This window comes from Actinoplanes missouriensis 431 (assembly GCF_000284295.1).
Classification (GTDB): domain Bacteria; phylum Actinomycetota; class Actinomycetes; order Mycobacteriales; family Micromonosporaceae; genus Actinoplanes; species Actinoplanes missouriensis.
The window spans coordinates 6,539,637-6,553,712 of the sequence record NC_017093.1 but is presented as its reverse complement, the minus strand read 5'-3'; the positions used below and the strand labels follow the sequence as shown (position 1 = coordinate 6,553,712).

Genomic DNA, 14,076 nt, shown 5'->3' with positions numbered 1-14,076 from the left:
TGGGCGTTTGTCGGTGGGCACCGATACTGTTCGCCCTGTGCTGGAGGAACTGCGCATCACCGGGCTCGGCGTCATCGACGACACCACGCTGCGGCTCACATCGGGAATGAATGTGATCACCGGCGAGACCGGTGCGGGCAAGACCATGGTGGTGACCGGTCTCGGGCTGCTCTTCGGCGGCCGGGCCGACGCCGGGCGGGTCCGCGCCGATCCGGGCCGGGCCGTGGTGGAGGGCCGGCTGAACCTGCGGGGGACGCTCGGCGACGCGGTGCGGACCCGGATCACCGACGCCGGCGGTGAGACCGACGACGACGGCTCGCTGCTGCTGAGCCGCACGGTGACGGCCGAGGGCCGGTCCCGGGCGCACGTCGGCGGCCGCAGCATGCCGGTGTCGACGCTCAGCGAGCTCGGCGAGCAGGTCCTGGCGGTGCACGGCCAGTCCGACCAGCTGCGCCTGCTGCGCCCGTCGGAGCAGCGGTCCGCGCTGGACCGGTTCGCCGGTCCCGGGCACGAGAAGCTGCTGGATTCCTACCGTGAGGCGTTCACCCGGTGGCGCCGCGTGGTGGACGACCTGACCGACCGGCGGCGTAACGCCCGGCAGCGCTCGCAGGAGGCCGACCTCCTCAAGCTCGGCCTCGACGAGATCACCCGGGTGGACCCGCAGCCCGGTGAGGACGAGGATCTCCGGGCCGAGGTGCAGCGGCTGGAGCACGCCGAGGGCCTGCGGGTCGCGGCGGCCCAGGCGGCGCAGGCCCTGGCCGGCGGTGTGGAGGCGGCCGACGACACGCCGGACGCGACGCAGCTGCTCGGCACCGCCCGCCGCACGCTGGAGGGCCAGGCCGGGGTGGATCCGGCGCTCGGCGACCTGGCGGCGCGGATCGAGGAGGCGGCCACCCTGGTCGGCGACGTCTCCTCGGAGCTCTCGGCCTACCTGGGCACGCTCGACGCCGATCCGGCCCGGCTGGAGGCGATCTACGAGCGGCGCGCCGCGCTGCGCGCGCTGACCCGCAAATACGCGGACGACATCGACGGCGTGATCACCTGGGCGGAGAACGCCCGGGCCAAGCTGAGCGAGCTGGACACCTCCGACGAGCTGCTCGAGGAGATGGACAAGGAGCGGCAGCGGCTGGCCGCGACGGTCGGCGAGCTGGCCGGCCGGCTGACCGCGGCGCGGCGGGAGGCGGCCGGGCGGTTCTCCGAGGCGGTCAGCGTGGAGCTGGCCGGCCTGGCGATGCCGCACGCGCGGGTGGAGGTCGCGGTCGTCACCCGCTCCCCGTCGAGGGACGAGCCCTCGGTGACCGTCGACGGCGAGGAGCTGGCCGCCGGGGCGGACGGCGCCGACGAGGTGGAGCTGCGGCTGCTGGCCCATCCGGGCGCGCCGTCGCTGCCGCTGCAGAAGGGCGCCTCCGGTGGTGAGCTGTCCCGGGTGATGCTGGCGATCGAGGTGGTGTTCGCGGGTGCCGGCGGCCCGCCCACGCTGGTCTTCGACGAGGTGGACTCGGGTGTCGGCGGGACGGCGGCCGTGGAGATCGGCCGGCGGCTGGCGCGTCTCGCCCGTACCCATCAGGTGTTGGTCGTGACGCACCTGCCGCAGGTCGCGGCATTCGCCGATCGCCACCTCGTGGTCGCGAAAGACACCGGTGGCGCGATCACTACGAGTGGTGTGCGGATCGTGGAGGAGACCGAGCGGGCCCGCGAGTTGTCCCGGATGCTGGCGGGTCTGCCCGATTCTGATCTTGGCATTGCGCATGCGGAGGAGTTGCTCTCCGTAGCGGCTCGGGAGAAACGTGCGTGATAAGTCCCGATTGTCGGTGAGGTGGCGCATGTCGCGGGGGGATGGCGTGCGGCGTCGTGTCAGGATGGCCGGGATGCGACTTCCCACCTTGCGCCGCACGCGTGCCACGGAGCCGGGGCCGGTCTCCGGGCTGGTCCGGCTCGACCGGCGCACCAAACGACTGACCGGCCGCCTGCGTCCCGGCGAGATCGCCGTGATCGACCACATCGACCTGGACCGGGTGGCGGCCGACTCGCTCGTCGCGTCCGGCGTGACGGCGGTGCTCAACGCCAAGCCGTCGATCTCCGGGCGCTATCCGAACCTCGGTCCCGAGGTGCTGATCCAGGGCGGCGTCGTGCTCGTCGACGGCCTCGGCGAGGACGTGTTCAAGGGCCTGCGCGAGGGGCAGACGGTCAGCATCGACGGCGGGACCGTGCTGCTCGGCGGCGAGCCGGTGGCGACCGGGGTCCGGCAGGACGCGGAGAGTGTCGCCCAGTCCATGGCGGATGCCCGGGAGGGCCTGTCCGTGCAGCTCGAGGCGTTCGCGGCGAACACGCTGGACTACATGAAGCAGGAGCGTGAGCTGCTGCTCGACGGCGTCGGCGTGCCCGACGTGCGGACCCGGATCGCCGGCCGGCACGTGCTGATCGTGGTGCGTGGCTACGACTACAAGGAGGACCTCGACGTCCTCCGGCCCTACATCCGGGAGTACAAGCCGGTCCTGATCGGGGTGGACGGCGGCGCCGACGCCCTGGTGGAGAACGGCTACACCCCCGACATGATCATCGGGGACATGGACTCGGTCACCGACGACGTGCTGCGGTGCGGCGCCGAGGTGATCGTCCACGCGTACCCGGACGGGCGCGCCCCCGGCCTGGAGCGGGTCCGCGGCGTGGGGGTCGACGCGATCACCTTCCCGGCCGCGGCCACCAGCGAGGACCTGGCGATGCTGCTGGCCGACGAGAAGGGCGCGTCGCTGATCGTGGCGGTCGGCACGCACGCGAACCTGGTCGAGTTCCTCGACAAGGGCCGCGGCGGCATGGCGTCGACGTTCCTGACCCGCCTCAAGGTGGGCGGCAAGCTGGTCGACGCGAAAGGCGTGAGCCGGCTCTACCGGCAGAACATCTCCGGGTCGGCGCTGCTGCTCCTGGTGCTGTCGGCGATGGCCGCGATGGCGTCGGCGGTGGCCGTGTCCACGGTGGGGAAGGCGTACCTCACCGTCGTGTCCGAGTGGTGGGACAATTTCGTCTTCCAGCTCGGCAATCTTTTCTGAGGGCGTCGTGATCAACTTCCGGTACCACGTGGTGTCGCTCACCGCGGTCTTCCTCGCGCTCGCGATCGGCCTGGTCGTCGGCACCGCCGCGCTCAACGGCCCGGTCTCGGAGAACCTGCGGACCAACCTCGAGGCGCTGAAGAAGGACAACGACGTCCGGCGCGACCAGGTGAACCAGCTGCGCGAGGAACTCAACAGCGGCCAGGACTTCGCCACTCAGGTGGCGCCGGTCGTGCTCGCCGGCAAGCTGGCCACCCGCAAGATCGCGGTGGTCTCGATGCCCGGCGCCGACGAGTCCGCCGACGGCGTGGTGAAGATGCTGTCCGTGGCCGGCGCGACGCTCACCGCGCGGGTCGGCCTCGAGGAGAAGTTCTTCGACCCGAACTACACGAACGAGCTGCTCGACCTGGCCGACCAGTCGTCGCAGCCGAGCATCCCGGTGACCTCCCTGCCGCGGAACAGCGACGGGGTGGAGACGGCGAGCGCGCTGCTCGCGCTCACCCTGCTGCAGGGCACGACGACCCCGACGCCCGGTGACGTGACGGCGGTCCTGACCGGGCTCTCCAAGGCCGGTTACGTCGCCACCGACGAGGCCGCGGGCGGCGGCGCCGAGGCGGTGGTGCTGGTCTCCAGCGAGCCCGCCACCGACAAGGAGGCGACCCGCAAGAACCAGTCGGCGGTCACCGTGGCGAGCCAGTTCTACCAGCGCCGCCCGCTCGTGGTGGCCGGCGACGGCGCCGGTGAGGGCAACCTGGTCTCCGGCGTGCGCGGCGACCCCACGCTGGTGAAGGAGATCTCCACGGTGGACAACGTGAGCACCGTGCAGGGTCAGGTCGCGACCGCGATGGCGGCCACCGAGCGGCTGGTGCAGAACAAGGTCGGACAGTACGGTCTGGGCGCCGGCGCCACGTCGATGGTGCCGTCCGCAGCGCCGTAGCCCCGGCTGACTAGACTTTCCGGCCATGGCCCTCCTCCGCTCGTTCGGCATCGGTGCGATCGTCGCGCGGACCGCGCTCGGCTGGGTGCGGCGCGACCCGAACGCGGGTGACCTGCGCCGGACCAACTTCCACGGCCGCACGGTCACGCTGGCCGGCGGCCCCGCGCTCGCGCTGGGCGCCACGGCCGGCGCCGCGTCCGGAGCCGCCACGCCGCGGCTCGCCGCGGCCGCCGTCACGGCCGGCGCGGTCGCCGGCGCGGTCGGCTTCTACGACGACGTGGTCGGCAACCGCCCGGAGGAGAAGGCGTTCAAGGGTTTCGCCGGTCACCTCGGCGCGCTCCGCGAGGGCCGGGTCACCAGCGGCCTTGTCAAGATCGCCGGGGTCGGCGCGGCCGGCCTGGTCGCGTCCGCGCTGGTCGGCAGCGAGCGGCGCAGCCGGTTCGGCCGGGGCGCCGACGTCCTGCTCGGCGCCGGCGTGATCGCCGGGACGGCGAACCTGCTGAACCTGCTGGACCTGAGGCCGGGCCGCGCGCTGAAAGCCGGCACGATCCTCGGCGCCCCGCTGGCGCTCGGCCGGGGCGGCGCGATGACGGCCGGCACGCTCGGCGCGGGCGCCGCGCTGCTGCCCGCCGACCTCAACGAGGAGATCATGCTGGGCGACTCCGGCGCCAACGCGCTCGGCGCCCTGCTCGGCGTGGCCTTCACGGCCCGCGCCGGGACCGCCGGCCGGGTGGCGGCGCTCGCGGTGCTGGCGTCGCTGACCGCGGCGAGCGAGCAGATCAGCTTCACCAAGGTCATCCAGGACACGCCGTGGCTGCGCGCGGTCGACGAGCTCGGCCGCCGGCCTCCCGAAGCGTGACGGATACGGTGAAGTCCGGCGGCGGCGCCGCGAAGATCGCCGGCGCGGCGGCTCTCATCACCATCCTCACCGTGGTGGCCCGCCTCGCCGGGTTCGCCCGCACCTTCGTCTTCCTGCGCACGGTCGGGCACGAGACCCTCGGCAACGTCTACAACGCCGCCAACGTCATCCCGAACATCGTCTTCGAGCTGGTCGCCGGGGGCGCCCTGGCGAGCCTGGTGGTGCCGCTGCTGGCGGGCTCGGTGGCGGCCGGTGACCGGGACCGGGTGCACGCGGTCACCTCCGCGCTGCTGACCTGGGTGCTGCTGCTGCTCGTGCCGCTCGCGCTGCTGCTCGCGGCGCTGGCCGGCCCGATCAGCGACCTGCTGCTCGCCGGCGCGCCCGAGCAGAACCGGGACCTGACCGCGAGCATGCTGCGGGTGTTCGCGCCGCAGCTCCCGCTCTACGGCATCGGGATCGTGCTGACCGGTGTTCTCCAGGCGCACCACCGGTTCGCCTGGCCGGTGATCGCGCCACTGCTGTCCAGCGTGACGGTGATCGGCGCCTATCTGACGTATGCGCTGGTCGACGGCGCGAAGAGTGACATCGGCGGCCTGTCGTCCACGGGTGAGCTGGTTCTGGCGGGCGGCACCACCCTCGGCGTGGTGGTCCTTTCGCTCTGCCTGATCCTCCCGCTGCGTGGCCTGCGGCTGCGGCTGCGCCCGGCCCTGCGGTTCCCCGGCGGCGTCGGCCGTACGGCGGTGCGGCTCGGCTGGGCGGGCGCGGTCACGGTCGGCTCGCAGCAGCTGATGACGCTGGTGGTGCTCGTGCTCACCGCAGCCGGGGGCCTGACCATCTACACCACGGCGCAGACGGTGTTCCTGCTGCCGTGGGCGGTGCTCGCGGTGCCGCTGGCCACCGCCGTCTACCCCCGGCTGTCGGCCGCCGCCGAGCACGGTGACGAGGACGGCTACCGGACCGCGCTGTCGGGCACCGCACGCACCGTCGTGCTGCTCGCCGGACTCGGGGCCGCCGCGCTGGTGGCGCTCGCCGAGCCCGCCGCCTACCTGATCGACGCGCCACCGGCAGCGGCCGGCATCGCCGGGTTCGCACCCGGCCTGCTCGGCTACGCGCTGTTCGCGCTCCTCTCCCGGGCGCTCTACGCGCGCGGCGCCACCGTGGCCGCGGCCGCTGCGACAGCGGCCGGCTGGCTGGTGGCGGCCGTCGCGGCGTTCGCCCTGGTGAACCTCGTCGACGGCAGGCAGGCGCTGGTGCTGGGGCTGGCGAACGCGGCAGGCATGACCGTTCTCGCGGCCCTGCTGGCCTTCGCGGTGCGCCGGCACGCCGGCGCCGCCGCGCTGAGCGGGCTGACCCGGGCGAGCGTGACCGCGGTCGTCGCCGGGCTGGCTGCCGGGGCCGCCGGATGGGCGGTCGTGACCGGGCTGGAACGGGCATTCTGGCCCACCCCGGGCGTGCCCGCCGCCCTCGCGGAGGGCATGCTGGGCGGTGCGGCCGTCGCCGGCGTCTTCGTCGCGGTGGCGTTCCTGCTGGACCGGCGTGACCTGGGACCGCTGGCCGGGAAACTGCGTCTTTCGAGGGGAGAACACGGCTCGTGAGCAGCGACGACAGGTGGCGTGGCTCGGTGGTGCTGGTGCTGGCGTCCAGCACCGGCGGGATCGGCCAGCACGTCGCATCGCTGGCCCGTGGGCTGGCCGACGGCGGGTGCCGGGTGCTGGTCTGCGGCCCGGCCGCGACCGACGCGCACTTCGGGTTCAGCGCGTCCGGCGTCGACTTCGCGCCGGTGGAGATCCCGGCCGACCCCGGCCCGCAGGACTCCGGCGCGATCCGGCAGCTGCGCAAGGCGATCGCCGGGCGGGAGCCGGAGGTGATCCACGCGCACGGCCTGCGGGCCGGTTTCGTCGTCTCGCTCGCGCGCACCGGGCTGCCGGTCGTGGTGACCTGGCACAACGCGGTGCTGGCCCGCGGGCTGAAGGGGCAGGCCGGCGCGCTGCTGGAGCGGATCGTGGCGCGCAACGCCACGCTCACCCTCGGCGCCTCGGAGGACCTGGTGCAGCGGGCCGTCGTGCTCGGCGCGAAGAACGCCCGGCTCGGCCCGGTCGCCTCGCCCCGGCTGGCCGCGCCGAAACGCAGCCGCGCCGCGGTGCGCGCCGAGTTCCGTCTCCGGCCGGACACCCCGCTGATCCTCTCGGTCGGCCGGCTGCACCCGCAGAAACGCTACGACCTGCTCGTCGACGGGGCCGCCCGCTGGCGTGAGCTGACCCCCGCCCCGGTGGTGGCGGTGGCCGGCTCCGGGCCGAGCTACATGCCGCTCGCCCAGCGCGCCTCGCAGCTGCACGCCCCGTTCCACCTGCTCGGGCACCGCGGTGACGTGCCGGACCTGCTGGCCGGCGCGGACCTGGCGGTGGTCACCAGCGACTGGGAGGCGCGGCAGCTGTTCACCCAGGAGGCGCTGCACGCCGGGGTGCCGCTGATCGTCACCGCCGTCGGCGGGCTGCCCGGGCTGGTCGGTGACGCGGCGGTGCAGATCCCGCCGGGCGACCTGGACGCGCTCGACGAGGCGGTCCGCCGGATGCTGGCCGATCCCGGGATGCGCGCCGACTACGCGGCTCGCGGACCGCGGCAGGCCGCCACCTGGCCGACCGAACCGGACGTGGTGGCCGGCGTCCGGGCCGCCTATGCCGAGGTCACGGCGGTCCGCCGGTGACCCGGAGCGGTCGTGTCTGGCTGCCCTACCTGCTGGTGGCCCTGGTCGCGGTCAGCAGCCTGGCCGGTCTGAGCATCCGCCCGGCCGAGCAGTCGAGCCGGGGCTCCGCCGACTATGTGGTGGTGGCCGCGGCGCCCGGTCTGCGCTGGGAGGACCTGGATCCGCAGCGCACCCCGGCGCTGTGGGCGGAGGCGACCCGCGGCGCGGTCGGCTGGCTCACCGTGCGGTCCGCGCACGACGTGACCTGCCCGGCGGACGGCTGGCTGACGCTGGGCGCCGGCAACTACGCGGCCTGGGACACCCGGGAGGTGACCGGGCGCTGCGCGGCGGCCGCGCCGGAGCTGAACCGGCCGGACGCGATCGGCGCGAACGTCGCCGACCAGCGCACGGTGGTCCGCAACAACCAGGACCGGATGCCGTACGGCACCACGCCCGGCGCGCTGGCCGAATCGGTGCGCTGCACCTACGCCGTCGGCCCGGGCGCGGCGATCGCGGCGGCCCGGCCGTTCGGACGCGTCGACAAGTACGCCGCCGAGCTGCCCGAGGACCCGTCCGCGCTGCTCGACGACTGTGTGCTGAGCATCGTCGACCTCGGCACGATCAACGGCGGCGGCGCGGAGCGGCAGGCCGCGGTGGCCGCCGCCGACGCGACCCTGGCGCGGGTGCTCGCCGCCCGCCCGGAACGCTCCCTCATGCTGATCGCCGGCGTCTCCGACACCGACCCGAGCTCGCGGCTGCACGTCGCGATCGCCGAGGGGCCGGGCTGGGAGGGCGGCTGGCTCACCTCGGCCGGCACCGGCCGGGACGGCTACCTTCAGCTCGTCGACCTGGCGCCGACCGTGCTCTCCGCGCTGGGCCGCCCGGCGCCGGAGAAACTCTTCGCCGGATACGCCGCGACCGTCTCCGAGGGCCGCCCGGCGGACCCGGCCGTGGCGATGCAGGGCGAGCACGACGCGGACCGGCGGGCGATAGCCCAGCGCGGCGTCGCCGAGATCTTCTTCACCGTGCTCGCCGTCGTCCAGTTGCTGCTCTTCGCGGTGTCCGTGCCGGTGCTGATCCGGGCCCGGCGGCACGCCGGTCCGACGGGTCCGCCGCTGCCGCCGCGCCGGCTGGTCACGGTGGTCGAGGCGGCCCTGATCGCGGCCGGCCTGGCGATCCCGGCGGCGCTGCTGGCCGACCTGGTGCCGTGGTGGAGCGCGGAGCATCCGGCCTGGATGTTCGGCGCGGCCACGGGCGCGCTGATGGTGCTCGGCACGCTGCTGATCCGCCTGCCGCGGCGCTATCCGCGGACGCTGTGGCCGATGGCGGCGGTCTCCGCGACGGCCGTCGTGGTGGTCGCGGTGGACCTGCTCACCGGCGCCCGGCTGCAGCTCAACGGGGTGGCCGGGTACTCCGCGGTCTACGGCGTGCGGTACGCCGGTGTCGGCAGCGTCGGTCTCGGCGCGCTGGTGGCCGGTCTGCTGCTGCTCGCCGGGTGCGTGGCGCAGAAGGTGACCCGGCAGTGGCGCCCGCTGGTCGTGGTGATTTTCGGCGGGCTGGGCGTGGTGATGGTGGGCAGCCCGTACCTGGGCGCCGACCCGACCGGTGCGATCGCGCTGACCGCCGGGGTGTGCGTGGCGGCGGCGATCAGCACCGGCGGCTGGCTGACGTTCCCCCGGTTCGCCTGGGCGGCGCTCGCCGGTTTCGTGGTCACCGTCGGTTTCGCCGTCTTCGACCTGCGCCGCCCGCCGCTGGAGCAGGGCACGCTGGGCCGGTTCCTGACCGCGCTGGGCAACGGCACGGCCGGTCCGGCCATGCAGCGGGCCGCGTCGGCGAGCGGGCAGGCGCTGGTGGACAGCCCGCTCACCCTGCTCGCGATCTTCGGCGCGCTGATGATGGTCTTCTGCCAGTTCTCCCCGTGGGGCGGCCTGAACCGGGTGTTCGGGCTGCACCCGGCGGTGCGCGCCGGTATCGCCGGCACGATCGTGGCCACGCTGATCGCCGGGATCTTCGGCGGGACGGCGCTGGGGGTGGCCGGCACGGCTGCCGCGCTCGCCGTCCCGGTGGCGGTTCTCACCACGCTGCGTGTCCTGCTGCACGCCGCGGACCGGACGCCTCCGCCGGGGGAGACCGACGGACCGGGCGGGCCGTCGCTGCGCAAAAGCGACGAAGATCTAGTTCCGGAGACGGAACGGGCTGATCCGACGCGCAGCGTAAAACCCCTATAAAGGCGGGAGGACACGCTAACCGATCAGCCCCGACGTGGCGGTCCCGGCAAACAGTGTTACGGTGAACTCCCGTGGATGGGGTCAGGCCGTGAATGTGACCGGCCCCCGCCGCAAGATCCGAAAGACAGGCGACCACGGGAGCGGGCCTTGGCCTCAACAGTGCGCGACACGCGGCACATCTTCGTCACCGGGGGCGTCGCCTCCTCGCTGGGCAAGGGCCTCACCGCCTCCAGCCTCGGCAATCTGCTCACCGCCCGCGGTCTCCGCGTCGTGATGCAGAAGCTCGACCCCTATCTGAACGTCGACCCCGGGACGATGAACCCGTTCCAGCACGGCGAGGTCTTCGTGACCGAGGACGGCGCCGAGACCGACCTCGACGTCGGTCACTACGAGCGCTTCCTCGACCGGGACCTCTCCGGCAAGGCGAACGTCACCACCGGCCAGGTCTACTCGGCGGTCATCGCCCGGGAGCGGCGCGGTGAGTACCTGGGCGACACCGTGCAGGTCATTCCGCACATCACCAACGAGATCAAGAGCCGGATCTTCGCGATGGCGGACCCGGACGAGAACGGCAACGTCCCGGACGTCGTGATCACCGAGGTCGGCGGCACGGTCGGCGACATGGAGTCGCTGCCGTTCCTCGAGGCGATCCGTCAGGTGCGGCACGAGGTCGGCCGGGACCACGTCTTCTACCTGCACGTCTCACTGGTGCCCTACCTGGCGCCGTCCGGCGAGCTGAAGACCAAGCCGACCCAGCACTCGGTGGCCGCGCTGCGCAACATCGGTATCCAGCCGGACGCGCTGATCTGCCGCAGCGACCGCGAGATCCCCGAGAAGATGAAGCACAAGCTGGCGCTCTACTGCGACGTGGACGCCGAGGCCGTCATCGCCTGCCCGGACGCGCCGAGCATCTACGACATCCCGAAGGTGCTGCACGACGAGGGCCTGGACGCCTACGTGGTGCGCCGGCTCGGGCTGTCGTTCCGGGACGTCAACTGGAAGCAGTGGAACGACCTGCTGGAGCGCGTGCACCACCCGAAGCGCACCATCACGATCGCGCTCGTCGGCAAGTACGTCGACCTCCCCGACGCGTACCTCTCGGTCACCGAGGCGATCCGCGCGGCCGGTTTCGGCAACACCGTGAAGATCCAGATCCGCTGGGTGCCGAGCGACAGCTGCGAGACGATGTCGGGCGCGGCGACCGCGCTCAAGGGCGTCGACGGCATCGTGATCCCCGGTGGCTTCGGTGTCCGCGGCATCGAGGGCAAGGTCAACACTTCCCGGTACGCGCGGGAGAACGGCGTACCCATCCTGGGTCTCTGTCTGGGTCTGCAGTGCATGACCATCGACGCGGCGCGCAACCTGGCCGGCCTGACCGGCGCGAACTCGCTGGAGTTCGACGAGACCGCCACCTACCCGGTGATCTCCACGATGGCCGATCAGGAGGACATCGTCGCGGGCAAGGGCGACCTGGGTGGCACCATGCGTCTGGGCGCGTACCCGGCGAAGCTGAGGGACGGCTCGATCGTCGCCGAGGTCTACGGCTCCACCGAGATCTCCGAGCGGCACCGGCACCGCTACGAGGTGAACAACGACTACCGCGACAAGCTGTCGCAGTCCGGCCTGGTCTTCTCCGGCACCTCGCCGGACGGCCGGCTCGTCGAGTTCATCGAGCTGGACCGCGAGACGCACCCCTACTTCGTGGCCACTCAGGCGCACCCGGAGCTGAAGAGCCGCCCGACCCGTCCGCACCCGCTCTTCGACGGTTTGGTCAAGGCCGCGATCACGTATGCGGCCGCGGACGAGCTGCCGGTCCTCGCCGAGACCGCTCTCACCGAGTCGGCCGAGGCCTGAGGTGGCGTTCGAGCACGAGCGGCTGTCCCGCACCGAGCGCTACCACGGCGCGATCTTCTCGGTCTACTCCGACGAGGTCACCATGTCGGACGGCGGTTCGGCGCGGCGTGACGTGGTGGAGAACCGCGGCGCGGTGGTCGTGGTCGCGCTCGACGACCAGGACCGGGTGGTGCTGATCAAGCAGTACCGCCACCCGGTCAAGGCCCACCTCTGGGAGCTTCCGGCGGGCCTGCGCGACGTCGAGGGCGAGGAGCCGGCGCTGACCGCGGCCCGTGAGCTGGCCGAGGAGGCAGATCTGCAGGCGGGCCGCATGGACCGCCTGGTCGACCTGCACACCTCGCCGGGCTTCAGCGACGAGTTCGTGCTGGTCTACCTCGCGCGCGACCTCACGCCGGTCCCCGCGGCCGAGCGCCACGTGCGCACCGCCGAGGAGGCCGACCTGGAGATCCGCCGCGTCGACCTGGACACCGCCGTCGACATGATCTTCCAGGGGGAGATCACCAACGCGGCCGCCGTCGCGGGTCTGCTCGCTGCCGCGCGCGCCCGCGACACCGGTTGGTCCGTGCTGAACCGCTCATAACGCCGCAAGCTGGGATTTTCCGGCGCCGGGCCGTCTTCGGTCCGGCGCCGTTCCATTCCGGGTACGCCCATGGCCGTCCCCAACCGCACCCCACCCGTCCCGCAGCACCCGGCACTGACGTCCATGCCCCGGCGCGACCCGCCGCCGGCCCCGGCGGCACTCCAGGCCCGGCAGCACTCCAGGCCCGGCGGCACTCCAGGCCCGGCGGCACGCCAGGCCCGGCGGCGGGCCGCGCCGGCGGAAGGGGCCGTCAGGTGCCCGGCGAAGGCGGGACGGGGCTGGTGCGGTGGAGCGGGGTCCGCTCGTACCCATTTGCCTTCGGCGTCCATGATGGATTGATGCGGACGAAAGCGTTGACCGCGGCCGGGATTGTTCTTCTCGCCGGGGCACCGATTCTGTTGCTGGTGATGGGGCGGACGGATCTGGCGACGTCGGCCGACGCGGAAGCGGGGGCGGTGCCGCTTGCCGGCGTGGTGATTCCCTATCTGGTGGGGCTGGCGCTGATCGCGCTGATTCCGCCGCGTCTGCCGGTGTTGGCCGTCGATCCGGATGAGCGATTGCGGCGGCAGGCCTATTGGCTGATCGGGCTGGCGCTGCTGTTTCCCCTCGCCGGTGTGCTGACCGGGGAAAGTCTCGTCTATCCGGTGGCGAAGGTCCTGATTCTGCTGGTCGGCGCGTGGGTGGTGCTGCGCCGGATCCGGCGGCCGTCACCGGCGCGCGCGCATCGGGAGCGCATTCCGAAGCTCTGGCACTGGCTCGGCCCGGCATTGGTGATCCTGGTCTGGGGCTATCTGTTCTTCTACAGTCCGCTCGCCGAATGGGACGTCTCCGGTTATGAGGATTGGGACCGGGTCGAGCTCGCCGTCGTGGCGTTCTACACGTTCCTGACCGCGAGCGTGCTGGAAGAGATCTTCTATCGGGTGATCCTGCAGACCCGTCTCGAGGCGTTGTGGGGCCGATGGCCCGGAATCGTCGCGACGGCGCTGCTCTTCGTCCTGATGCACGTTCACCGGTACGCGGACGGCCCATTCCTCGACATCACTCTCGTTATTCTCACCTCGAACGGCGCGCTCGGCCTTTTCGCCGGTTATCTGTGGTCGAAATACCGGAATGTCTGGGCGATCCTCCTCGTGCACGCGGCGATCAACGGGCTGACCCTGATCCCGGTGCTGATCGGCGGGTGATTCCTTGACGCACGGCAGTTGGCCGCATCCAGGACGGACTATGGAAAACGGCGGCGGATCAACGACGCGGCGTCCAGTTCGCCACGCCGGCGGCCGAGCGATTCCGCGCCGGTGACGTGATTGTCTGCCAGCTGCCGGGGTAGAAAGACCGGCGTGACTGTTCCGAAGCTGAGAGCATTCGTCCTCGACTCGTCGGACGCCCGGCGGCTCGCCGAGTTCTACCGTCACCTGCTCGGGCTGGAGTACCGGCCGGGTGACGAGCCGCCGGCGCCCGGCACACCCGACGAGAAGGGCCAGGACTGGCTGGTCCTGCTCGGCGACGACGGCTCCTGGCAGCTGTCGTTCCAGCAGACCGACAAGGTCGAGCCGACGACCTGGCCGGACGCGGGTGTCCCGCAGCAGATGCACCTGGACACGGCGGTCGGCTCGGTCGCCGAGCTGGACCGGCAGCACGAGCGGGTGCTCAGCCTGGGCGGCACGCTGCGCTTCGACCGCAGCGACGACCCGGTGGAGCCACTGCGCGTCTACGCCGATCCCGACGGTCACACGTTCTGCGTCTTCGTCGGCTGACGTTTTTCGCTGCGCCTTTCCTGTCCGGACACTTGTTGTCCGTCGTGTGCTCCGGCGACGCCGAGTCGGCATGGCGCGCACCGGTCCGCCATCGGAACGCCGGCAGAACTCGCCCGGCTGACCGCGCGGCCGGC

General features: G+C 72.7%; 11 protein-coding genes. All 11 read left to right on the top strand.

Annotation, left to right across the window (positions count from 1 at the left end; genetic code table 11):
* Positions 1–37: 37 nt before the first annotated feature.
* Positions 38–1,795, top strand: coding sequence for a DNA repair protein RecN (recN, locus tag AMIS_RS30005; RefSeq protein WP_014446203.1), 1,758 nt, complete (start codon positions 38–40; stop codon positions 1,793–1,795).
* Positions 1,796–1,868: 73 nt separating this feature from the next.
* A complete protein-coding gene (gene steA / locus AMIS_RS30000) occupies positions 1,869–3,047 on the top strand; it encodes a putative cytokinetic ring protein SteA (RefSeq protein WP_041830151.1) in 1,179 nt (392 codons plus the stop codon).
* Positions 3,048–3,054: 7 nt separating this feature from the next.
* Complete coding sequence (locus tag AMIS_RS29995) at positions 3,055–3,984, top strand: copper transporter (protein WP_014446201.1); 930 nt, start codon at positions 3,055–3,057, stop codon at positions 3,982–3,984.
* A 25-nt stretch (positions 3,985–4,009) separates the two neighbouring features.
* Positions 4,010–4,843: a hypothetical protein gene (locus tag AMIS_RS29990; RefSeq protein WP_014446200.1), complete on the top strand. Its 834-nt coding sequence runs from the start codon at positions 4,010–4,012 to the stop codon at positions 4,841–4,843.
* Entirely contained in the window at positions 4,840–6,438 is a 1,599-nt protein-coding gene (gene murJ, locus AMIS_RS29985; RefSeq protein ID WP_014446199.1) for a murein biosynthesis integral membrane protein MurJ, read from the top strand. Before AMIS_RS29990 ends, murJ begins: the two co-directional genes overlap by 4 nt.
* Entirely contained in the window at positions 6,435–7,547 is a 1,113-nt protein-coding gene (locus AMIS_RS29980; RefSeq protein WP_014446198.1) for a glycosyltransferase family 4 protein, read from the top strand. The genes murJ and AMIS_RS29980 overlap by 4 nt, the downstream gene beginning before the upstream one ends.
* Positions 7,544–9,754 carry a hypothetical protein gene (locus AMIS_RS29975; RefSeq protein WP_014446197.1) on the top strand — a complete coding sequence of 737 codons (2,211 nt, stop codon included), beginning with the start codon at positions 7,544–7,546 and terminating at the stop codon, positions 9,752–9,754. The genes AMIS_RS29980 and AMIS_RS29975 overlap by 4 nt, the downstream gene beginning before the upstream one ends.
* Before the next feature lie 147 nt (positions 9,755–9,901).
* On the top strand, positions 9,902–11,608 hold the full coding sequence (locus tag AMIS_RS29970) for a CTP synthase (RefSeq protein WP_041830150.1): 1,707 nt from the start codon (positions 9,902–9,904) through the stop codon (positions 11,606–11,608).
* A gap of 1 nt (position 11,609) precedes the next feature.
* Positions 11,610–12,188, top strand: coding sequence for an NUDIX domain-containing protein (locus tag AMIS_RS29965; RefSeq protein WP_014446195.1), 579 nt, complete (start codon positions 11,610–11,612; stop codon positions 12,186–12,188).
* A 338-nt stretch (positions 12,189–12,526) separates the two neighbouring features.
* Positions 12,527–13,372 (top strand): CPBP family intramembrane glutamic endopeptidase, encoded by an 846-nt coding sequence (locus tag AMIS_RS29960; RefSeq protein WP_014446194.1) that lies wholly within the window; start codon positions 12,527–12,529, stop codon positions 13,370–13,372.
* A gap of 153 nt (positions 13,373–13,525) precedes the next feature.
* Positions 13,526–13,942 carry a VOC family protein gene (locus AMIS_RS29955; RefSeq protein WP_014446193.1) on the top strand — a complete coding sequence of 139 codons (417 nt, stop codon included), beginning with the start codon at positions 13,526–13,528 and terminating at the stop codon, positions 13,940–13,942.
* Positions 13,943–14,076 lie beyond the last annotated feature (134 nt).

Excerpts from the sequence above, each read along its gene's own strand:
- AMIS_RS29960 (WP_014446194.1), top strand. The coding sequence starts at position 12,527 with ATGCGGACGAAAGCGTTGACCGCGGCCGGGATTGTTCTTCTCGCCGGG.
- AMIS_RS29990 (WP_014446200.1), top strand. The coding sequence starts at position 4,010 with ATGGCCCTCCTCCGCTCGTTCGGCATCGGTGCGATCGTCGCGCGGACC.
- steA (WP_041830151.1), top strand. The coding sequence starts at position 1,869 with ATGCGACTTCCCACCTTGCGCCGCACGCGTGCCACGGAGCCGGGGCCG.